A 20,509-nucleotide genomic window follows, 5' to 3' on the forward strand; every position below is an offset into this window, starting at 1 on the left:
TTATTACTTAAATTTTCTTACCGCATGAATAGCGACTCTTACAAGTAATATCGCACTTATAAATAAACCACCGTAACCAACGACACTTAAAAATTGATCATTTGGCTCTGTCGCACTGTTTGCTAAATGCAATACGCCTACCGAAATCCCACCAAATGCAGTTCCAATAAACGCAATGAGGAATTGTGAGATAAATGTAGTAATAAACGATGCATTTGTTTCGTCAGAGAAAAAGCCAACCTTAACGGATAGTTCTCCGTTTTCTAGTTTTGAACTTAAATCATCTAGTTTTCTAGGAATGCGTCGCATGGCAGGTAACATAGCGAGTAATTCGTTTGTTGCAGCTTCTTTTAAACTAGAATAATTGTTAACTGGCATGAAACTAGCTGCATAATCTTTCGCAAAGCGCTTCGCTTCGTCCATTAAATTGAATTCGGGATTTAGTTGCAGCATCGTTCCTTCTAGCGTAATTAGAGAGCGGAAAGCCCCTGCAACCATTGGATAAAACGCTAATTCAAACTCAGCGATTATTTGAAACAACCCTTGAATAAATTCTTCAGAACCGTTTGTAGAGCCGTACGTACTTTGGATTAATAATTGGCTGATAGATTGTTCTAATCCTTCTTTATCAACATTTGGTTTCTTTTCAACTAATTGAAGCAGTCCATCAAGCAAGACATATGAATTTTTGCGCTCAAAGCCAATAAGTAGCCGCTTGAATGCATCTTGTTGTAGGGTTCCTAATCTTCCGACAGAACCGAAATCAAGTAATGCAGGAGTGCCATCACGAAGAATATACACATTACCTGGATGAGGGTCTGCATGGAAAATACCTTTAAAGAAAATTTGCTCTAAAATACAATCAAAGAGTTGCCGTTGTACTTTTTTCGTATCAATTTGTAATTCATTTAATAATGCTGACCCACTTTTAACACTTACTCCATCTAAAAATTCAAGCACAAGTATTTTTGAATTACTGTATTTTTTATATACTTTCGGTATTTTTACTTTCGTTTCACTATTTTTTAGTGAATCAGACACTTGTTCGAAGTTACGAGCCTCAATTTTGAAATCAATTTCTTCTTTCATTGCGATAGAGAAGCCATGTGCTAAATCAAGAAAGCCGATATTTTTAGCCCAAGTTGATTTGTTGGAAATCCATAAAGAAAAGTGAATTAAAATATCTAAGTCACGTTTAATTGTCTCAGAAATATTAGGACGTAGTAGTTTAACGACGACATCCTGGTCGTTTTCTTTCAACTTTGCTTTATGTACTTGGCCAATAGAGGCGGCAGCTAACGGTTCCATTTCAAAGGAGCTGAAGATTTCATCTTTTGGTGTATGTAGTTCCTTTTTCAATATTTCTTCAACTTGTTTTTGTGATAAACGTGTTACATTTTCCTGAAGGTTTGATAACTCGTGAATAAAAACAGGTGGTAATAAATCAGAGCGAGTTGATAAAACTTGTCCGAATTTAATAAATACACCACCGCATTCTTCTAGTGTATTTCGAAGTGAAGTGGCGAGCTTACGATCTGCTTCTGGTGAGCGCTTTAAAGCTAAATATTTTCCCATTCCGTGTTTTATTGCAATAGAAGAGACGCGCATATATCTTTTTTGTCTACCAATCTTAGCGAAGAATTTTGAAATAGGATTTCGGCTTTCCGTTACTACGTCATCCATTTCGCCACGCCTAATAGGATCAAATAATTCAAAAACTAGGTAACAAAGCATCGATACAATTAATGAGCTTCCTAGCCAAAAATATCTATCAACACCGACAACCGATTCATCTTGATAACGTAAATATAAAAACCAATACAGAGCAGACGTAAGTGAAACACCTACAGTGGCTGCACTTGCTTGTTTGAAAAGATTTAGTTTTGTACCAATGAGTCTACCACTAATAAAAGACATAATGACTGCTAGTAGAAAAAATTGAAAAAACATTGTATCATTCCTCCGAAATTTATTCGATAACTGTATTATACAGGAATATAAGTATTCTAAAAACAAGCCAAGGCAGTACAATCCTTGACTTGCACGATTAAATAAAGCATTCAATTATATTTTTTCATCGTTGCATTGTCCTTTTGTATAAAACAATCTAAAAGGGAATAACCAGCTATTAAACTAATAATCGTAACAAAAGTTGTATTTATTAGAATAATATTAACTAAATAAGGTAGGTATTCGGCAAGTGGTGAAAAGAGTAGTGCTGGGGAAAAGGAAATGAATAGTGTAGGCACTGTAATAGCAATAAATTTATCCGGTTGAAAGCTCCAGTTTTGTTTACTCGTTTCGCGATTAATAGATTGAAGGAATCGTAATAAAATGCCAACTATAAGAGGGAAGAGTGTAAAGTAGAATAATCTTGGATAAACGTTAAAGTTCACTTGTGCATCTGTATCTAAATAAAATTGAATTTTTACTCCTACAAATAATAATAAAACGATAAATAATGTGAAGCAGAGGTATAGCATCAATTTTTGCATTATATTCCACCATCCTTTACTCAAAATATATTCAAAAAAAGAAGAGATATACAATAACTACTGTTGTATATCTCTTCTTTTACTGTTAGTTAATAGTGGAGTTTGCTTTTTCTTGCTTCGTGAAATAATCAATAATGCCCATTGCGCTAATTTCTATATCTAAATGTAAAATATTATAAACGGAATGATCTGATGGAACGTTTAACTTTGTAAGATGAGAAGAGATTTTATCCATTAACAAAGTTTGTAAAGCTTTAGTCGCTTCATCGAAATCATTATACTTGTCAAAGACTTCCTTACCAGTCTGAACGAAAATAGGTAGCCAATGTTCCAATTGATTGTATACTTCTGTAACATGAGAGGATGCGCCGTAATGACCGAAATAAATAGTATCTACATTCATGCTTTGAATGTGATTTTTAGAAGCAATCATCGCATCTGGTTGGAATTGTGAAGGGGACGTTGATGGTAGATATAACTCTACATCAACGTCTGCGAGTTCTCTATAATAAATTCCAATTGTATCGCCAGTAAAAATCCCGTTTGTTAATGAATCGTGAATGCTAATATGGTGCTTCGCATGTCCTGGTGTATCATAAAATGTAAGGGTGCGGTCTTTTGCAATTTTTAACATATCACCATGTTGTACAATATGAACACGTTCTTCTTCAATTGGAAGAATTGGGTCAAAGAGTTTATCGAAATCTTCTTTGTAGACAGCTTTTGCACCTAAAATAAGTTTTGTTGGATCAATCATATGACGAGCACCACGAGAATGCACATATAACGTAGCATTTGGGCACTTTTCCATCATTAAACCAGCTGCGCCAGCGTGATCTAAATGCACATGTGTAACGATAATGTTTTTAACATCGTTTAAATCAATATGTAATTGTTGTAAGCCGTCTAAAATATACGGAAGAGAAGGGGCTGCACAAGTTTCAATTAAAGTAATATCGTCACCTAATAAAACGTACGTACCTGTTCGTTCATTATGCTGTAAATCGAAATCATCAATAAGATATAGGTGAGAAGATAATTGCTCTACTTTTTTCATAGTTACCACTCCTTATATACTGCATGTTTTTATTATACGCTAAAATAGAAAAAAGGCAGAAAACGAAGCTCGTCTTCTGCCTTTTTGTAATATTATTATTTCGTTTGTTGTTTATTAACAGACATAATGAACAGTCCAACAATCCCGCCTACTAATGGAAGCATAATCTCTCCTGCTAAATTAAAGTAGGAGCTTAAGAATAAACCATTTACATCGATTACCCAGCCAGTAACATACAATAACATCATATATAGTACGAAATAAAACTCGCGATTTGAAATCGTTTCATGTTGTGCAGTTTTCATAATGAACACCATCCTTTTCTTTTATAATGGAATATAAACTGTCACATTTTGTTCACAATTCAATTGTAAAACTTTCCATCATAAAAGTCTAGTAGTTTGTGTCGAATTTTCGAACAGAAATAAAGCGCTATCATTACAACTTATAAGTACGTAATAAGAGCTGTATATTCACGAATGTAGTATAGTATAAACATAGAATGATAGTGAAGAGAGGGGCAAAGACAATGACAGTTTATGATTTTTCAGCTAAAACAATTACAGGTGAAGAAAAATCGTTAAAAGATTACAAAGGAAAAGCACTTCTTATTGTCAATGTAGCTAGCAAATGTGGTTTCACACCACAATATAAAGGATTACAAGAGGTATATGATAAATATAAAGACCAAGGACTCGAAATACTCGGATTTCCTTGTAACCAATTCGGGGGACAAGAACCAGGTACAGAAGCGGACATTACTAGTTTTTGTGAATTAAACTACGGTGTAAACTTCCCGATGTTTGCAAAGGTTGATGTGAAAGGTGATAAGGCTCACCCTCTATATACATACATGACAGAACAAGCACCAGGTTTACTTGGTATGAAAGCAGTGAAATGGAATTTTACGAAGTTTTTAATCGGAAAAGACGGGAAAGTAGTAGGGCGTTTTGCTCCGCAGACGAAGCCGGTAGATTTAGAGGTTGAGATTGAGAAGGTGCTTGGAGAATAATTAGGAGTTTCACTTTATTAAAAAACGTCTCAAAGAACAATGTAGTTCTTTGAGACGTTTTCTTTAAACTCACATTTTCAAGATTAAATAACTGTATCAAAGCCATCTGATTTAGGTAGAGAAGCTGCTTTTTTCATAAGCACTTCCCATAAGTGTACAGATTTCTTCCATTCTTCTGCAGCCTGCTCCTGTTTATACATAGCGTTCTCATAACTGGCAGTAAGTTGTTGCATATCGGCCGAGTTGTAAAGTGTATCGATATGGAGAGCGTATTCTCGGAATGTTTGACTTTCACTCCGTGGTATGCCAATTCTCGCAAATTGTTTTAAAAGTGCACCGTAAGCTTTTTGATAAACAGCATCATTTTTTCGGTATTTATAGAAATGAATAATAAGAAATGTCATCCAGTTCATTCTAGTGGTGAAGAGAATGTATCCTATAATACTAATTAGTATCGTAGAGAGGAATACGTACCACCAAGAAAAACTAGTTTTAGAATTTGTGACCTTTTTAGTAGAAGCTTCTTCTGTATTTTCTATTAAACTTTTAAGTTTTGCTTCATTATTTCGTTGTTGTATTTGCTCGTTATTAGAATTATTTGCTTCGCTATTTTGTGAAATAGGAGCAGGCGTATTATTTATAAAATTATAGGGATTGGTAAATCCTTTTGTTGGTTCGAATGGAATCCATCCGTATCCTGGGAAATATACTTCGACCCAAGAGTGTGCGTTATCGTTCGTGATTGTATAAACATCCGCACCTTCTGCAGAGGCAAGTGTATTGTCAAGAGTTCCTTCTGTATAGCCTTTTACCCAGCGAGCAGGAATCCCTGCAGAACGAAGTAGTACAATCATAGACGTCGAAAAATTATTACAGTAGCCGCTTTTTGTATCGAAAAGGAATTGATCTACATAATCTTGGCTTTTGGCAGGGAATAAGACATTCGTTGATTCGTATGTAAAAGAGTTGTCTGTGAAGTAATTTTCAATAGCTAATACTTTATCATATCGGTTGTCTTTATCATTTGTAAGATTGACAGCCAAGTCTTTTACGCGCTGTGGTAATGACTCGGGAAGTTGTGTGTACTTTGTCATAAAATAAGGGTTTGTTTCTTGACCTTCATTTGTTTTTACAGCTTTCAAGTTTTCTATGGAAAACTCAGGGATCTCATATGTTACTTTATACGAATGTAAAGTAGTAGAAGAGTCTTCATTCATTGTATAAATTTTTTCTGAAAACGGGTCAACACTGTATGATACATCAGAAGAAGCCTCAACTGATACTAATCCTGCTGGATAGGTAAGGTGAGGGTAACTTTTTTGCATGGTAATTGTTGCCTCAGTCGTTTCCGTTTTTGTATTTTGTTCGTACCAGCTTACGACGTCGTTTTTATTTTTAAAAGAAATCTTTTTCGGATTTTCAGAAATTTCCCAGCCTTTTCCTGTATAGAAATCTTTTGTTTCTACTCTCCAATAGTGTTTGTTTTGCGTTCGTGCTGTGAAAACAATTGTAGGATCCGCCTTAAAAGGACCACCTAATCGCGAGTCATCTAAACCATACCCAATTGTAGAAACTTTTTGTTCTTTACTTGCTTCAGATGTGTTGAATTTTAAAAAATCCATTGGGTTTGGCCATTGAGGGCCAAATTTTGGAGCAAAGTATGCGATGGTTGCTAATAATACAATAAATATTGTAAGTGGTCTAAGTAATTTTGAGATTTCCCTAGCATAATTTTGTAAGTGTTCACGCTCTTTTATTCGTTCTACTTGAAGAAGACTAAGCATAAAAAATCCGATGACAACAGTTCGAATAATAGCGTAGTTTGCATTGTATAAATGTAAGTTATGAAAAGTTGCGATATAAATAATAGTCAATACAAGAAATAGAAACCCACGTTTTTTATGAATAATCCAAAATGAAGTGAAAGAACTCAAAAACCAAAATGAGAGAAAAAATAAAACGGTCGGAAAAACTGGAGAAATATCTAGTAAATTCCCTTGGAAAAATAGGGAGGAATTTCGAGACATATCAGAAAAGAATGTTGTTAGCCAAGATAGATTTATAAAAGCATTTTTATAATATAGGGAATGAATGATAAATAGGACTGTGATAATTTTTATTGGAATCTGCCACCTCGTCTGAAAAAAAGAGAGAGCGAAGCAAATTCCTATAAATGTTACGAAAATATCTAATCTACCTACATTTGTAATGCCTATAAGAGGTCTTAGCCATTCTAGTAAAAGAAGAAATACACATGCATGCATAAAGAATCTGTTCGTATCCCACTTGTATTTTGTTTGTAATGTTATCATTTGCTCACCTCAAAAAACACGTTTGTATACCGGTTTTCATAAACCGTGTTTACAAATATTTGTCGTTTTTTTAGAGTTTCTATTATACTGATTTCTCGGTGTGAAAGTTGATTCGCTTTTTCTTTCACGACAAAAACCATACATTTTCTATTTTTTATAGCAGCACAATCAGCCGCCTTTTGAATATCGGGAGAAAGATTACTGGTCACGAGTATAACCGTGACGGGCTCATAAATTTTTTTTAGTTCCATGTCTACACTCTGGGAGAGCGGGAATACACTGTCTGCTTGCACTTTTGCTAAATGACAAAGGATTTGTTGTAACTGCGTATCTCCATTGTCTAAAGGGAAGATAGTTTGTTCTTTTCCGATAGACACGAATGATGCTGGTGAATTTTGTTTCAAGACAGCCCTTACGATAGAGGCAGTAAATGTGACGACTGATTCGAATAGAGGAGACTCGGTTCTGTCTATGAATATCATGACATTATGGCTGCGCTGCTGTTCAAACTCTTTTGTCATAATATTGTTTGTTCGTGCAGTTGCTTTCCAATCAATCCATGAAAAGCGATCACCAGGTTTATAGTCTCTGACACCGACAGAGATTGTAGAGTCTTTTGCTGAATTTATATTTGCTGAAAGCGCTCCTTGTTCGAAATGATTTTCCAATTGTCGATATGCTATATCTACATACTGGGGATAGACTAAAAATGTATCTGGAACTGAAAAAGTTACTTCTTTCTCTATCATGCCGAATAAATCGCCGGTTTTGACACGAACGCTTGAAAAAGTGTGCTCGCCTCTAGGGATTGTGTCAATAACATATTGAAACGAAATATTTCGTTTCAATCCTGGGAAGAGTACTACCTTATTCATCTTTGTTTGTTTACAACTTATAAATTGTGGTGGCAGTTCATCTTCTATAACTAAATAAAGTAAGGGAAAAGGAAATTTTCTTTTTATTGTAATCGTGCTTACAAATTGTTCTCCTACTACATATCCATTTTGGTTTGTTATTCGCTTTACTTCAGCGTCCCGTAAAGCGTAGAAGGGGAGTAGTAGCGAATAAAGAGCAATGGGAATTATGCTGTAAAACAAAAACCAACTGACAAACCCGCCTTGAAACATAGCGTACATAAATGTTAAGACTAGGCATAAAGGGAGTAGCAATAACTTTATAACGTGATATAGCGCTCGCAGCATTCGTTTCATCAAGGGTTCATCGTCCTTTGAGTAGGCACGGTAGTTCGTGCAACGATTTTTGCGATAACTTGTTCGCCAGTTATTCCTTCAAATTTTGCTTCCATTTTTAGAATGAGTCTATGTGCTAAAACGTAAGGAGCTAAAAATTTAACATCGTCTGGAATAACATAATTCCTGCCATGGATAAATGCATAAGCTTGTGAAGCTTTCATTAAAGCAATCGAGCCACGTGGACTTGCACCTAACTGTATAGAACTGTACGTACGAGTCTGATTAACAAGCTTTACAATGTAATGCTTAATTGCTTTGTCCATACTTACTACCCGTACGCTTTGTTGTAAATAAAGTAATTCTTGTATTGTAGTAATGGTTTGTAATTGAGAGAGTGGATTTGTTTTTTCCATCCGGTTTAAAATTTCAAATTCTTCCTCTGGTGTAGGATATCCCATTTTTAGTTTCAATAAGAAACGATCGAGCTGAGCTTCTGGTAGAGAATATGTTCCTTCATATTCGACCGGATTTTGTGTAGCCATGACAAAGAACGGTTTTGGTAAAGGTCTTGTAATGCCATCTATTGTAATATTGCCTTCTTCCATACATTCAAGTAAAGCAGATTGTGTCTTTGGAGATGTACGATTAATTTCATCAGCAAGTACAAAATTCCCCATAATTGGTCCAGGCTTGAACTCAAATTGGAGCTCTTTCGGATTATAAATAGAAACTCCTGTTACATCTGACGGCAATAAATCAGGTGTAAATTGAATTCGCTTATAATCAGCATCAATGGATTTAGAAAGAGCACGTACTAGCATTGTTTTCCCGACACCAGGAACATCTTCTAATAGCACATGACCTTCAGCTAAGAGAGCTGTCAAAGCTAAGATTGTTTCTTTTCGTTTTCCGACCATTATTTTTTCAATATTATTGATTATTTTTTCTACAGTGGGATGTAATGAATCAAGCTGGGGCATCGTAATCCTCCTAATGTTATTATCGTTTTCTAATCAATTTAGTGGACATATTTCTAATTCTATATGTAGATAGTAAAGGTCTAACTTAAATTCTGAGAATATTCAGATTATTTATTTCAATTACATCTAGTATAATTGTTTCCGTAACTAAGGGCAATACAGTAAATAATGATTTGTAGTTTTATGTAAAATAAGACTCGATATAAAATAATAACATTGGGAAAAATATTTTTACATACAATTTATACTCTTTTCCTTATGGCAGTTTTGAAATAATATCAAAACTCTTTTTCTTTTGCAAAATAGTCGATACCTCAAAATACCATTCTCCTAATAATTAAGATTAACCATAATCTTCACAACGGAACACAAGATTTTCTCACAAACTTATTTTCTACTGAATTTTTGACAATCTCTTGAACTGTGCGAAATGTCACATCTGTATTTTACAACCTCTCTTATAGTAAGGGTATGTAAGAGAGACGTATTAAAGGAGTGAACAGTATGAAGAAAAAACCTTCAGCACTAATGAGACGTTTAAAATATTTTTCACCAATAGATCGTTATAACGATAATCATACACAAGAAACATATGAAGATCGCGAATGGGAAAATGTGTACAGAAAGCGTTGGCAGCATGATAAAGTAATTCGTTCTACACATGGCGTAAACTGTACTGGCTCATGTAGTTGGAATATATATGTGAAAGATGGAATTGTGACTTGGGAAGGACAGGAGCTTAACTATCCAACGACAGGTCCTGACATGCCTGATTTTGAACCACGAGGATGTCCACGTGGAGCGAGTTTTTCTTGGTACATTTATAGTCCGCTTCGTGTGAAATATCCGTATGTACGTGGTGTTCTTTGGAATATGTGGCAAGAAGAATTACAAAATAACGAGTCCCCATTAGGCGCTTGGAAAAGCATTGTGGAAAACCCTGAAAAAGCACGTACGTATAAGCAGGCGCGTGGTAAAGGGGGATTCATTCGTGCGAATTGGGATGAAGTGTTACAACTTGTTTCTGCTTCATTACTATACACAGTATTGAAATACGGTCCAGACCGAAATGTTGGTTTCTCGCCAATTCCAGCTATGTCGATGTTAAGTCATGCAGCTGGTAGTCGCTTTATGCAACTTATGGGTGGACCAATGCTTAGTTTCTATGATTGGTACGCAGATTTACCACCAGCTTCTCCGCAAATTTGGGGTGATCAAACAGATGTACCAGAAAGTAGTGACTGGTATAACTCTGGTTACATTATGACATGGGGTTCAAATGTACCGATGACGAGAACACCAGATGCTCACTTTTTAGCAGAGGTTCGATATAAAGGAACGAAAGTCGTTTCTGTCAGTCCTGACTTCGCTGAATCTACAAAGTTTGCGGATGATTGGATTAGTGTGAAACAAGGTACAGATGGTGCACTTGCGATGGCAATGGGGCATGTGATCTTACAAGAATTTTACGTAGATAATCAAGTGGAATATTTCACAAAGTATGCGAAGCAATATACTGATTTTCCTTTCTTTGTCACATTGAAACAAAAAGGAGATCAATTCGTTGCTGATCGTTTCTTAAACGCTGCTGATATTGGACGCGAAACGAAGTTAGGAGAATGGAAACCTGTTCTTTGGAACGAGAACACGAATGATTTTGCAACACCTCATGGCACAATGGGCTCACGTTGGGATAACGAAAAGAAATGGAACTTGCGTTTAGAAGATGAAGAAACAGGTGAAAAGATTGATCCACGTCTTTCTTTACTTGGAATGGAAGAATCGATTGGAACTGTACAAATTCCGTACTTCTCTGATGATGGAAACAAAGTATTAGAACGTACAATTCCAGTGAAAAAGGTTATGACAGAAGAAGGCGAAGTGTTCGTTACAACTGTATACGACTTAACGTTAGCAAATTACGGTGTGAACCGAGGTCTCGGCGGACAAGAACAGAAAGACTTCAATGATGATGTACCATTTACACCTGCATGGCAAGAGAAAATAACAGGAGTGAAACGAGAGCTAATCATTCAAATCGCTCGTGAGTTCGCACAAAATGCTGTTGATACGAACGGTCGCTCAATGATTATTGTCGGAGCTGGTATTAACCATTGGTTTAACTCAGATACGATTTATCGCGCAGTTTTAAATCTTGTACTTCTCGTCGGGGCACAAGGTGTAAACGGCGGTGGCTGGGCGCATTACGTTGGGCAAGAAAAATTACGACCAGCAGAAGGATGGCAAACAATCGCGATGGCAAAAGATTGGCAAGGGCCACCAAAATTACAAAATGGTACATCTTTCTTCTATTTCGTAACAGATCAATGGCGCTATGAAGATACACCAGTTGGACATTTAGCATCACCAGTGGAAGGAAACTCTCGTTATCAACATCACGGTGATTACAATGTATTAGCAGCACGACTCGGCTGGTTACCTTCTTATCCTACATTTGAGAAAAATGGAATTGAACTATATAAAGAAGCTGTTGCTGCTGGTGCAACAACACAAGAAGAAATCGGAAAATATGTTGCACAAAAACTAAAAGAAAAAGAACTGAAATTTGCAATTGAAGATCCAGATAACAAAAATAACTTCCCGCGCACCTTATTCGTATGGCGTGCGAACTTAATTTCAAGTTCCGGTAAAGGGCACGAATATTTCTTAAAACATTTACTAGGTACAACAAACGGATTAATGAATGACGATAGTGATTCATTACGACCAGAAGAAATTAAGTGGCATGAAGAAGCGCCAGAAGGGAAGCTTGATTTACTCATTAATTTAGATTTCCGTATGGCTGGAACAGCACTGTATTCTGATATTGTATTACCAGCTTCAACTTGGTACGAAAAACATGATTTAAGTAGTACAGATATGCATCCATTTGTGCATCCTTTTAATCCAGCAATCGGTTCACCGTGGGAAGCACGCTCTGACTGGGATATTTTCACTTCACTTTCTAAAGCTGTGTCAGATTTAGCGAAGAAAATTGATCTTGAACCAATGAAAGAAGTTGTTGCAACACCACTTCTTCATGATACACCGCAAGAATTAGCGCAACCACTTGGCAAGATTAAAGATTGGAGTAAAGGTGAATGTGAACCAATCCCGGGTAAAACGATGCCACAAATTCATGTTGTCGAAAGAGATTATAAAACGATTTATGACAAAATGACTGCGCTTGGACCGAATGTCGGAAAACAACCGATTGGTACGAAAGGGATCTCTTGGTCTGCGGAAAAAGAATATGAGCAATTAAAGAGCAAATTAGGAGTTGTTCGAACGGATTCTATCGCGAAAGATTGCCCAGACATAAAAGAAGCAATCAATGCTGCTGAAGCGGTATTAACACTATCTTCTACAACAAACGGTCATATGGCAGTAAAAGCATGGGAAGCACTTGAAAAACAAACAGATCTAAAATTACGTGATTTAGCAGAAGAACGTGAAGAGGAATGCTTCACATTCGAACAAATTACAGCACAGCCGAAAACAGTAATTACTTCTCCAGCATTTACAGGTTCAGAAAAAGGTGGACGCCGTTACTCACCGTTTACAACAAATGTGGAACGTCTTATCCCTTGGAGAACGATAACTGGTCGACAATCTTTCTACTTAGACCATGACATGATGAAAGAATTTGGTGAAACGATGGCAACATTTAAACCAATTCTGCAACATAAACCGTTCCGTAAATCACGGCCCGAAGTAGAAGGGAAAGAGATTACACTAAACTATTTAACACCGCATAATAAGTGGTCGATTCATAGTATGTACTTCGATTCATTACCGATGTTAACGCTATTTAGAGGTGGTCCAACTGTTTGGATGAATAAAGAGGACGCTGCTGAAGCGGGTGTTGCAGATAATGATTGGATTGAGTGCTTTAATCGTAACGGTGTTGTTGTAGCGCGTGCTGTTGTAACGCATCGTATACCGAGAGGAATGGCATTTATGCACCATGCGCAAGATCGTCACATTAACGTACCTGGTACGAAATTAACAAGTAACCGCGGGGGAACGCATAATAGTCCAACTCGAATTCACGTAAAACCGACACATATGATTGGTGGATACGGTCAATTAAGTTATGGATTTAACTATTATGGTCCGACTGGGAACCAGCGCGATTTAAACGTTGTAATTCGCAAACTGAAGGAGGTAGATTGGCTTGAAGATTAAAGCACAAGTCGGAATGGTAATGAACCTAGATAAATGCATCGGCTGCCATACTTGTAGCGTAACGTGCAAAAACACCTGGACAAATCGTCCAGGTGCTGAATATATGTATTTCAATAACGTAGAAACAAAACCTGGAATTGGTTATCCGAAACAATGGGAAGATCAGGATAAATATAAAGGCGGCTGGGAATTGAAAAATGGTGAAATTCAGCTGAAATCTGGTTCGAAAATGAAGCGTCTTATGAACATTTTCCACAATCCAGATCAACCAACAATTGATGATTACTTTGAACCTTGGAATTATGATTATGAAACATTAACAAATAGCCCACAGCGTAAGCATCAACCAGTTGCTCGTCCGAAATCAGCAATTACAGGCGAATTTATCGACAAAATTGAATGGGGTCCAAACTGGGAGGACGATTTAGCAGGCGGACATATAACAGGATTACAAGATCCGAACGTAAAGAAAATGGAAGAAGAAATTAAAACAGATTTTGAAAACGTCTTTATGATGTATTTACCACGCATATGCGAACATTGTATGAATCCATCGTGCGTATCATCTTGTCCATCTGGTGCAATGTATAAACGTGAAGAAGACGGGATTGTACTTGTGGATCAAAATGCATGTCGTGCTTGGAGATTCTGCGTATCATCTTGTCCATATAAAAAAGTGTATTTTAACTGGCAAACGAATAAAGCTGAAAAATGTACAATGTGTTTCCCACGTATTGAGGCTGGTATGCCAACAATTTGTTCAGAAACATGTGTAGGACGTATCAGATATATTGGGGTAATGCTATATGACGCTGATAAAGTAAAAGAAGCAGCGTCTGTTGAAGACGAAAAAGATTTATATGAATCTCAGCTTACTGTTTTCCTAGATCCAAATGATCCAGAAGTGGCAGCTGAAGCGAAAAAACAAGGCATTCCTGAAGAATGGATTAAAGCGGCACAACAGTCACCAATCTATAAAATGATTATCGATTGGAAAATTGCTCTACCTCTTCACCCAGAGTATCGTACAATGCCAATGGTTTGGTATATCCCGCCGCTTAGCCCAATTATGAATATGGTGGAGGGAAAAGGTAGTAACTGGCAAGCAGAAGAGATTTTCCCTGCTATTGATAATATGCGTATTCCAATTCAATATTTAGCGAATTTACTCACTGCAGGAGATGAATCACATATTCGTCTTACATTGAAAAAAATGGCTGTTATGCGAACGCATATGAGAGCAATGCAAATTAATAAAGAACCAAATGAAGCTGTATTAAAAGAACTTGGCTTAACGAAACAGGATGTAGAAGATATGTATCGTCTTCTTGCTATCGCAAAATATAAAGATCGTTTTGTTATCCCGACATCTCACAGAGAACAAGTTGCAGATTTATATAGTGAACAAGGAAGCTGTGGTTTATCATTCGCAGGTGGTCCAGGCTCTTGTATGACAATTTCTTAAATAATGGGGGCGGAAAAATATGAAACAAAGTTTACAAACTGCTTTTTCATGTTCTTCATTTCTTCTCTCCTACCCAGAAATCGGGTGGAGAGAAACTTTAACTGAATTACAAGAAGAGATGGAAGCGATTGAACAGGACGATGTTAAAGCTTCACTTACAGCATTTATAAAACAAGCGCTAAATAAAACGAACGATCAACTCATTGATGGTTACGTATATACATTTGATTTTGGTAAAAAGACGAATATGTATTTAACGTATATGAACACTGGTGAACAAAGAGAAAGAGGGATTGAATTACTAGAGTTAAAGCAGCATTATAAAAAATCAGGTTTTGAAGTAACAGATAAAGAATTACCTGATTATTTACCGCTATTGCTTGAGTTTTTTGCAAATGCAAATGAGCAAGACAGTGAACCAATTATGAGTAAATACAAGGAGAACATACAAGCATTACACGTTCAGTTAAAAGAAGCAGGTAGTATGTATGAACCAATTCTTGCGGCTGTTCTACTCGCTATCGATACATGGGGTGTACAGACAAATTAGAAAGGAGAGTTGTTAAAATGATGGATCAATTTCTATGGGTATTGTTTCCCTATATCATTTTTGCAATCTTTATCGGTGGACATATTTTTAGATACAACTATGATCAATTTGGATGGACATCAAAATCTAGTGAACTATTAGAAAAGAAAATGCTCCGAATCGGAAGTCTATTATTCCACTTTGGGATTATGTTCGTAATTGGCGGTCATGTTATGGGGATTTTAATTCCAGAAGCTGTATACCGTTCAATAGGTATTTCTGAGCATATGTATCATGTAGTAGCAATTAGTTTTGGACTTCCGGCAGGTGTTGCTTCTATCATCGGTTTAATTATATTAACGTACCGCCGCGTAACTGTAAAACGTATCATTGCAACGAGTACAAAGGGAGATTATATTGCGCTTATTTTATTACTTATCGTAATGCTAGCAGGACTTTCTTCAACATTTTTAAATATCGATTCAAAAGGATTTGATTATCGTACAACAATTGGCCCTTGGTTCCGAAGCCTCTTTATTTTCCAACCGAAAGTTGAATATATGATGGAAGTACCAGTATGGTTTAAAATTCATATTCTTGCAGGGATGGGTTTATTCGCAGTATGGCCATTTACAAGACTAGTACATGTATTTAGTGCCCCAATTAAATATATAAGCCGTAGCTATGTAATTTACAGAAGACGTATTCCTAATGAATTGAAAAAATAATACTGCTGTAAACGGATAGGAGCTAATGGTTAAAACGAAACGAGGTCTAATATGGAAGGCCTCGTTTTTGTTTACAGAGGGAATAACCGTTAATAAATGGCTTAAATTGAAAAAAGATTAGCATCTAAATAAGATGCTAATCAATGCTACAAACAGAAGCAGAGCAATCTTCACAAGCAATTTCACATTTTAAAAATTGTAAATCGTGGATTGTAATCTTTCCTTTATGAATTGAAATTGTACCTTGCTTTTTTAATTCATTTAACATTCGATTTACACTTTCACGTGAAGTTGCACAGAAATTAGCAAGTTCTTGATTTGTTAATGGTAAATCGATGAGAATCCCATTTTCTTTTAATATACCGTAACTATTTGTCATTCGTATAAGGGTAGAATACAGGGCACCTTTTTTGCCGTGTAATACTAAATCTCGGAACTTCGTTTGCATTCTTCTTAAATGTTCACTAATCCATTTCATAAATTCAAATACGAGTGCAGGTTTTTGGAGTAATGCTTTTTCTAATGCTTCACGCTTTATAACGCCTACTTCCACATCCTCAAGACATTTTGAATTTAATAAGTATTTCGCATTGTCCGTGAACAATGTTAATTCTCCAATAATGTCATATTCTGAACAAATTCGAAGTGTTAATTCTTGTCCGTCAGCACTTAGTTTGCTAATTTGTACTTTTCCTGAGTGGATGATATAGAGCTCTGTTGCCTCCATACCTTCTTGAAAAATAAAACTACCTTTTTTAATTTGCATTTTATATTCAACAGATGCAAGTAATTCTTTTAAATCTTGAGATAATGTCATACTGTTTGCCACAGTGATCACCTTTCTTCTTATAAGCAATACATTTCCTATTTTGAGTGTAAATATGATGAAAATGCAAGAGCTATTTTAAAAATAAATTGAAATTTCAATGACCGTAAGGGGAAGAGATTTTCAGTTTTTAGTTTGAAAAATTCAATAGACAAAGTAGATGAGATTAAAGATGTGAACAAAATACGAACGGATTTGTGAAAAGTTTTTGAATGGGGAAAGTGATGTGAGAAAAGTCACATTGAATATGTAGCTTCTTTTTTATAATAAAGGCAAATAAAAAAATGAAAGCTTACTAAGGATTGCAGCAGAAAAGAAGGGATAGAGATGCACAAGAACATAAAAGATTCTTTAAAGCGGCCACTTCAAGATTTACGTATTTCAGTTATTGATCGTTGTAATTTTAGGTGTACATACTGTATGCCTGCTGAAGTGTTCGGACCTGATTACGCTTTTTTAAAGGAAGAGCTTTTATTAACGTTCGATGAAATAGAAAGGTTAGCGAGATTATTTATAAGTATGGGAGTTAATAAAATTAGGCTTACTGGCGGTGAACCTTTATTGCGTAAAGACTTATCGACGTTAATTGCAAGACTTACAAATCTAGAAGGCTTACAAGATATTGGACTCACAACAAACGGAATTCATTTAGCAAAACAAGCTAAGGCGCTAAAAGAAGCAGGATTAAAGCGTGTGAATATTAGTTTAGATGCAATAGAGGATCATGTCTTCCAAAAAATTAATGGAAGAAATGTAAGTACGAAACCTGTACTGAAAGGAATTGAAGCAGCGAAGGAAGCTGGATTAGAAGTAAAGGTAAATATGGTCGTAAAAAAAGGGATGAATGATAGTCAAATTCTTCCTATGGTTCGTTATTTTAAAGAACAAGAAATACAGTTACGTTTCATTGAGTTTATGGATGTAGGCAGTACGAACGGATGGAACTTTGAGCAAGTCGTTACGAAGGAACAATTAATAGAGAAAATTAATCGTGTATATCCAATTGAGCCCGCTCAGCCTCGTTACTTTGGAGAGGTTGCGAAATTGTATCGATATGTAGGGAGTAATGCAGAAGTGGGATTTATTACTTCTGTTTCTGAGTCATTTTGTTCTTCTTGTACGAGAGCACGTATTTCGGCAGATGGTAAGTTTTTTACGTGCCTATTTGGAGAAAAAGGAACGGATTTGCGAACGCTTCTTCGAGAAAATATTTCTGATGCCTCACTATTAAAAATTTTACAACATACATGGCGATATAGAACAGATCGATATTCAGATGAAAGAACGGTTGAGAGTGCAAGTAAACGTCCAAAAGTTGAAATGTCTTACATTGGTGGATAGTGAAAGGAGGATTTCTTATGCAAGAGCGTTATTCAAGACAAGTGTTGTTTTCTGGAATTGGTGAAATGGGACAAAGAAAAATAAGAGAAAAGCATGTGCTCCTAATCGGTGCGGGTGCACTAGGGGCTGCGAATGCAGAAGCACTCGCTAGGATGGGAATTGGGAAATTGACAATTGCCGATCGTGACTATGTCGAATGGAGTAATTTACAACGGCAACAGTTATATACAGAAGAAGATGCAAAACAATGCAAACCAAAAGCAATTGCAGCGGCAGAACATGTAAGAAAGATTAATTCTGAAGTGGAAATTGTACCAGTTGTAATGGATGTCACAATGCAAGAAATAGAAGAGTTAACAAAAGAAGTGGATCTCATTATAGATGCCACTGACAACTTCGATACGCGCCTACTTATAAATGATATTTCACAAAAAGAAAATATACCTTGGATATACGGTGGATGCGTTGGAGGTTACGGTGTAACGTATACAAGTCTTCCAGGAAAAACACCATGTTTTCGCTGCTTAATGGATCATCCGATGGGCGGTGCAACATGTGATACAGCGGGAATTATTCAGCCAGCTGTACAGATGGTTGTTGCTCACCAAGTGACAGAAGCAATGAAAATATTGGTGGATGATTTCGAGACGCTACGAGGAACAATGTTATCATTTGATATTTGGAACAATCAATTTCTCTCATTAAAAGTAAATAAACAGAAAAAAAGTACATGTCCATCTTGCGGAAATACACGTACGTACCCAAGTTTAACATTTGAATCACAGGTGAAAACGGAGGTGCTATGCGGACGGAATACAGTTCAAATCCGTTCAGGAATAAAGAGAGTTCTAAATTTAAACGAAATCCAAAAAAGATTACAAAAAATTGTACATGTCCAAAAAACGCCGTACTTACTATCATTTCTAATTGATGAATATCGTTTCGTTTTATTTACAGACGGTAGGGCATTTATTCATGGGACAAGTGATGTGAAAATAGCAAAACGATTGTACGCAAAATATATAGGATGAACAGAGAGAGTTTCCCCCTTATTAAAACGAGGTGAAAAAGAATGTTAGCAAAACGTATACCGATTCCAGTGGCAGAAGCAGTTGCACGAGTAATGAAATATGCTCATCAAGGTGAAACAGAAGAGGTTTCTCTTATAGAAAGTTACGGAAGAACGCTTGGAGAAGATGTTATTGCAGATCATGATGTCCCGCATTTTGATCGCTCTCCGTACGACGGGTTTGCGATTCGATCAGAAGATACGAAAGAAGCAAGTAGTAGTAACCCTATTCAGTTTGAAGTAATTGGTGAAATTGGAGCAGGGGTTGTTTTTACAGAAGAAGTGAAAGCATTTCAAGCTGTCCGTATTATGACAGGAGCCGCAATTCCGAGAGGGTGTAATGCGGTTGTTATGTTAGAACTAACGGAAGGATTTGAAAAAAACGAAAAGACTTATATGACATTAAAACGCTGTTTCACAGCCGGTGATAACATTTCTTTTAAAGGTGAAGATGTAAAACAAAATACTATCCTTGTGAAAGAAGGGACTGTTATTAATCCTGGAGTAGCAGCACTTCTTGCTACGTTTGGTTATAGTACGGTATATGTTATAAAACAACCAGTGATTGGAATTGTAACGACGGGTAGCGAACTGCTTGAAGTACATGAAAAATTAAAGCCAGGGAAGATTCGAAATAGTAACTCCTATATGATAGCTGCTCAAATTGAACGAGCAGGGGGGATTGTACAGTATTATGGGCAATTCGCTGACGATTTTGAGACGTGTTATAACACTGTAAAAAAGGCGATAAAAGAAGTTGATATATTAATTACAACTGGTGGTGTTTCAGTAGGAGACTATGACTATTTACCTGCCATCTATGAGAGATTACGAGCTAATGTACTTTTTGACAAAATAGCGATGCGACCAGGAAGTGTGACAACTGTAGCTGAGGTAGAAGGAAAATTACTATTTGGTCTATCTGGTAATCCTTCTGCTTGTTATGTCGGTTGTGAATTATATGTTAGACCAGTGATTGGAAAATACTTGCATAGGGAAGATTCGCACATATATCGTGCAGAGGCAATTTTACAAAAAGACTTTCCGAAAGCAAACCCATTTACTCGTTTTGTAAGAGGGAGAGTGGAAATTGTAGATGGGCAATTACAAGTTACACCAGTTGGTTTAGATAAATCTAGCGCAATTTCTTCACTTGCAGAAGCGAATGCATTTATCGTTTTGCCAGGGGGAACGAGAGGATTTAAAGCTGGAATTACTGTTTCGGTACTGTTATTAGAATCAAACAACGGAAGTGAGTGGCCGTGGGAAGAGCCGCTTCGATCATACAAGTAATAGAAAAATAGGTTGCTAACT

Annotated in this window: 16 protein-coding genes; 8 read left to right on the forward strand and 8 right to left on the reverse strand. The window is 36.3% G+C overall.

Annotated elements, in window-relative coordinates:
- Positions 1-3: 3 nt before the first annotated feature.
- The 4 genes from C3Y97_RS10210 to C3Y97_RS10225 all read right to left on the reverse strand — a co-directional run bounded on the left by C3Y97_RS10210 (position 4) and on the right by C3Y97_RS10225 (position 3,857).
- Entirely contained in the window at positions 4-1,950 is a 1,947-nt protein-coding gene (locus C3Y97_RS10210) for an ABC1 kinase family protein (RefSeq protein ID WP_136363340.1), read from the reverse strand.
- A gap of 110 nt (positions 1,951-2,060) precedes the next feature.
- Positions 2,061-2,495: a hypothetical protein gene (locus C3Y97_RS10215; protein ID WP_001170914.1), complete on the reverse strand. Its 435-nt coding sequence runs from the start codon at positions 2,493-2,495 to the stop codon at positions 2,061-2,063.
- A gap of 85 nt (positions 2,496-2,580) precedes the next feature.
- Positions 2,581-3,552 (reverse strand): MBL fold metallo-hydrolase, encoded by a 972-nt coding sequence (locus C3Y97_RS10220; RefSeq protein ID WP_000754964.1) that lies wholly within the window; start codon positions 3,550-3,552, stop codon positions 2,581-2,583.
- A gap of 95 nt (positions 3,553-3,647) precedes the next feature.
- Positions 3,648-3,857 (reverse strand): DUF3925 domain-containing protein, encoded by a 210-nt coding sequence (locus C3Y97_RS10225; protein WP_000844985.1) that lies wholly within the window; start codon positions 3,855-3,857, stop codon positions 3,648-3,650.
- A 224-nt stretch (positions 3,858-4,081) separates the two neighbouring features.
- On the opposite strand from C3Y97_RS10225, the gene bsaA reads away from it, so the two are divergent.
- Positions 4,082-4,564, forward strand: a complete 483-nt coding sequence (bsaA, locus tag C3Y97_RS10230) for a glutathione peroxidase (protein WP_000219440.1) — start codon at positions 4,082-4,084, stop codon at positions 4,562-4,564.
- A gap of 83 nt (positions 4,565-4,647) precedes the next feature.
- Here bsaA and C3Y97_RS10235 read toward each other — a convergent pair whose 3' ends face one another.
- The 3 genes from C3Y97_RS10235 to C3Y97_RS10245 are packed head-to-tail and all read right to left on the reverse strand — an operon-like array spanning position 4,648 to position 9,049.
- On the reverse strand, positions 4,648-6,876 hold the full coding sequence (locus tag C3Y97_RS10235) for a transglutaminase TgpA family protein (RefSeq protein ID WP_136363342.1): 2,229 nt from the start codon (positions 6,874-6,876) through the stop codon (positions 4,648-4,650).
- Positions 6,873-8,087, reverse strand: coding sequence for a DUF58 domain-containing protein (locus tag C3Y97_RS10240; protein ID WP_000827532.1), 1,215 nt, complete (start codon positions 8,085-8,087; stop codon positions 6,873-6,875). The genes C3Y97_RS10235 and C3Y97_RS10240 overlap by 4 nt, the downstream gene beginning before the upstream one ends.
- Positions 8,087-9,049, reverse strand: coding sequence for an AAA family ATPase (locus C3Y97_RS10245; protein ID WP_001135810.1), 963 nt, complete (start codon positions 9,047-9,049; stop codon positions 8,087-8,089). The genes C3Y97_RS10240 and C3Y97_RS10245 overlap by 1 nt, the downstream gene beginning before the upstream one ends.
- Positions 9,050-9,553: 504 nt before the next feature.
- On the opposite strand from C3Y97_RS10245, the gene C3Y97_RS10250 reads away from it, so the two are divergent.
- From C3Y97_RS10250 to narI, 4 genes are read left to right on the forward strand one after another with little or no spacing between them, the layout of a single operon-like run.
- The gene (locus C3Y97_RS10250; protein ID WP_098212423.1) at positions 9,554-13,237 is read left to right on the forward strand and encodes a nitrate reductase subunit alpha; all 3,684 of its coding nucleotides are present in this window, start codon (positions 9,554-9,556) and stop codon (positions 13,235-13,237) included.
- A complete protein-coding gene (gene narH / locus C3Y97_RS10255) occupies positions 13,227-14,702 on the forward strand; it encodes a nitrate reductase subunit beta (protein ID WP_025688298.1) in 1,476 nt (491 codons plus the stop codon). The genes C3Y97_RS10250 and narH overlap by 11 nt, the downstream gene beginning before the upstream one ends.
- Positions 14,703-14,721: 19 nt before the next feature.
- Positions 14,722-15,252, forward strand: coding sequence for a nitrate reductase molybdenum cofactor assembly chaperone (gene narJ / locus C3Y97_RS10260; RefSeq protein WP_025688299.1), 531 nt, complete (start codon positions 14,722-14,724; stop codon positions 15,250-15,252).
- Positions 15,253-15,269: 17 nt separating this feature from the next.
- Positions 15,270-15,959: a respiratory nitrate reductase subunit gamma gene (gene narI, locus C3Y97_RS10265; RefSeq protein ID WP_000969212.1), complete on the forward strand. Its 690-nt coding sequence runs from the start codon at positions 15,270-15,272 to the stop codon at positions 15,957-15,959.
- A gap of 136 nt (positions 15,960-16,095) precedes the next feature.
- On the opposite strand, the gene C3Y97_RS10270 is transcribed toward narI, so the two are convergent.
- Positions 16,096-16,788 carry a Crp/Fnr family transcriptional regulator gene (locus tag C3Y97_RS10270; RefSeq protein WP_000013865.1) on the reverse strand — a complete coding sequence of 231 codons (693 nt, stop codon included), beginning with the start codon at positions 16,786-16,788 and terminating at the stop codon, positions 16,096-16,098.
- Between the two features lie 324 nt (positions 16,789-17,112).
- On the opposite strand from C3Y97_RS10270, the gene moaA reads away from it, so the two are divergent.
- Genes moaA through C3Y97_RS10285 form a run of 3 tightly spaced genes read left to right on the forward strand, consistent with a single transcriptional unit; the run spans position 17,113 to position 20,488 of the window.
- Positions 17,113-18,126, forward strand: coding sequence for a GTP 3',8-cyclase MoaA (gene moaA / locus C3Y97_RS10275; protein WP_002197699.1), 1,014 nt, complete (start codon positions 17,113-17,115; stop codon positions 18,124-18,126).
- A gap of 17 nt (positions 18,127-18,143) precedes the next feature.
- Positions 18,144-19,157 carry a molybdopterin-synthase adenylyltransferase MoeB gene (locus C3Y97_RS10280; protein ID WP_001158124.1) on the forward strand — a complete coding sequence of 338 codons (1,014 nt, stop codon included), beginning with the start codon at positions 18,144-18,146 and terminating at the stop codon, positions 19,155-19,157.
- 41 nt (positions 19,158-19,198) lie between these two features.
- Positions 19,199-20,488: a molybdopterin molybdotransferase MoeA gene (locus C3Y97_RS10285; protein WP_000880215.1), complete on the forward strand. Its 1,290-nt coding sequence runs from the start codon at positions 19,199-19,201 to the stop codon at positions 20,486-20,488.
- Positions 20,489-20,509: the final 21 nt, after the last annotated feature.

Origin of the sequence: Bacillus sp. DU-106, from assembly GCF_004799705.1 — a bacterium.
Classification (GTDB): domain Bacteria; phylum Bacillota; class Bacilli; order Bacillales; family Bacillaceae_G; genus Bacillus_A; species Bacillus_A cereus.

What these genes read in the sequence shown, in the direction of transcription:
- moaA (WP_002197699.1), top strand. Translation starts at nt 17,113, where the DNA reads ATGCACAAGAACATAAAAGATTCTTTAAAGCGGCCACTTCAAGATTTA.
- narJ (WP_025688299.1), top strand. Translation starts at nt 14,722, where the DNA reads ATGAAACAAAGTTTACAAACTGCTTTTTCATGTTCTTCATTTCTTCTC.
- C3Y97_RS10225 (WP_000844985.1), bottom strand. Translation starts at nt 3,857, where the DNA reads ATGAAAACTGCACAACATGAAACGATTTCAAATCGCGAGTTTTATTTC.
- C3Y97_RS10215 (WP_001170914.1), bottom strand. Translation starts at nt 2,495, where the DNA reads ATGCAAAAATTGATGCTATACCTCTGCTTCACATTATTTATCGTTTTA.
- C3Y97_RS10250 (WP_098212423.1), top strand. Translation starts at nt 9,554, where the DNA reads ATGAAGAAAAAACCTTCAGCACTAATGAGACGTTTAAAATATTTTTCA.
- C3Y97_RS10285 (WP_000880215.1), top strand. Translation starts at nt 19,199, where the DNA reads ATGTTAGCAAAACGTATACCGATTCCAGTGGCAGAAGCAGTTGCACGA.
- C3Y97_RS10235 (WP_136363342.1), bottom strand. Translation starts at nt 6,876, where the DNA reads ATGATAACATTACAAACAAAATACAAGTGGGATACGAACAGATTCTTT.
- bsaA (WP_000219440.1), top strand. Translation starts at nt 4,082, where the DNA reads ATGACAGTTTATGATTTTTCAGCTAAAACAATTACAGGTGAAGAAAAA.
- C3Y97_RS10245 (WP_001135810.1), bottom strand. Translation starts at nt 9,049, where the DNA reads ATGCCCCAGCTTGATTCATTACATCCCACTGTAGAAAAAATAATCAAT.
- narI (WP_000969212.1), top strand. Translation starts at nt 15,270, where the DNA reads ATGATGGATCAATTTCTATGGGTATTGTTTCCCTATATCATTTTTGCA.
- C3Y97_RS10210 (WP_136363340.1), bottom strand. Translation starts at nt 1,950, where the DNA reads ATGTTTTTTCAATTTTTTCTACTAGCAGTCATTATGTCTTTTATTAGT.
- C3Y97_RS10280 (WP_001158124.1), top strand. Translation starts at nt 18,144, where the DNA reads ATGCAAGAGCGTTATTCAAGACAAGTGTTGTTTTCTGGAATTGGTGAA.
- C3Y97_RS10220 (WP_000754964.1), bottom strand. Translation starts at nt 3,552, where the DNA reads ATGAAAAAAGTAGAGCAATTATCTTCTCACCTATATCTTATTGATGAT.
- C3Y97_RS10240 (WP_000827532.1), bottom strand. Translation starts at nt 8,087, where the DNA reads ATGAAACGAATGCTGCGAGCGCTATATCACGTTATAAAGTTATTGCTA.